Source organism: Isoptericola sp. NPDC019571, from assembly GCF_044389385.1.
Classification (GTDB): Bacteria; Actinomycetota; Actinomycetes; order Actinomycetales; family Cellulomonadaceae; genus Isoptericola; species Isoptericola nanjingensis.
In genome coordinates this window covers 1-1268 of the sequence record NZ_JBIRXZ010000019.1, presented here as the reverse complement: position 1 = coordinate 1268, position 1268 = coordinate 1, and the positions used below count along the sequence as shown (strand labels likewise).

The 1268-nt window shown below is 68.0% G+C and carries 1 protein-coding gene; it reads left to right on the top strand.

Annotated elements, in window-relative coordinates; translation table 11 throughout:
* Positions 1-65: 65 nt before the first annotated feature.
* A protein-coding gene (locus ACH443_RS20365; protein WP_430591357.1) for an IS3 family transposase occupies positions 66-1228 on the top strand; the annotation gives its coding sequence in 2 pieces (ribosomal slippage) (positions 66-333 and positions 333-1228; 1164 coding nt in all).
* Positions 1229-1268: the final 40 nt, after the last annotated feature.

The following is a 1268-nucleotide window of genomic DNA, read 5'->3' as shown; positions in this document are numbered from 1 at the left end:
GGGACTGCTGCAGGGCTGGTTGACACTCCATCTGTGGGACGCCGTCCCGCTGGAAGGATGTCTCTGTGCCCAAGAAGTTCCCGCCTGAGTTCAAGCGTGACGTCGTGCGGGTCGCGCGTCGCGGCGATCTGACATATGCCGAGGTCGCCAACGATTTCGACGTGTCCGTGGAGTCGGTGCGGCGCTGGGCGCGCCAGGCCGACATCGACGACGGCGTCATGGACGGCCAGACCAGCAGTGAGCAGAACGAACTGGTCCAATTGCGCCGAGAAAAGCGCCGGCTGGAGATGGAGAACGAGATCCTGCGCCGCGCGGCGGCCTACTTCGCTGCCGGCTCGCTCCCAAAATGAGCTACCCGCTGGTCCGTGACCTGGCCGCTGAGGGCATCCCGGTGCGGCTGACCTGCGGGGTCCTCGGCCACTCCAGGCAGGCCTACTACGCCTGGGCGGCCCACCCGGTCAGCGACCGGGAGCTGGAAGACGCCTACTTGACCAACGCGCTGATCGACGCGCACGGCGACGACCCAGAGTTCGGCTACAGGTTCCTGGCCGACGAGCTCGAGCGCGCGGGTCACGAGGTCGGCGAGCGACGTGTCTGGCGACTGTGCTCCCAGCAGAAGCTGTGGTCGACGACCGTGCGCAAGGGCCGCCGCGTGGCCGGGAAGTCCCCGGGCCCGGCGGTCCACGACGATCACGTGCAACGCAACTTCACCGCCACGGAACCGGACCGGGTGTGGGTCACCGACATCACCGAGCACCCCACCGGCGAGGGGAAGCTCTACTGCTGCGCGATCAAGGACCTGTTCTCCAACCGGATCGTCGGTTACGCGATCGACGGGCGCATGACGGCCCAGCTCACCGTGACCGCGCTACGCACCGCCGTGGCCAGGCGAGCCCCGACCGGCGTCGTGGTCGTGCACTCGGACCGAGGATCGCAGTTCCGAGCGCGCAGCTTCCGGGCCGTGCTGAGTGCCGCGGGCCTGCAGGGCTCGATGGGCAGAGTCGCGTCCGCCGGCGACAACGCCGCCATGGAGTCCTGGAACGCGCTACTGCAAAAGAACGTCCTGAACCGCCGCCGCTGGGCCACCCGCCACGAACTGCACGACGCGATCGTGTTCTGGATCGAACGCACCTACAACCGCCGCCGACGCCAACGCGCCCTCGGCAAGCTCACCCCAGTCGAGTACGAACTCGCCTTCACCACCCAGAACGCCGCCCTTGCGGCATGATCACCACTCACCCGGTGTCAACCGATCCTGCAGCAGTCCC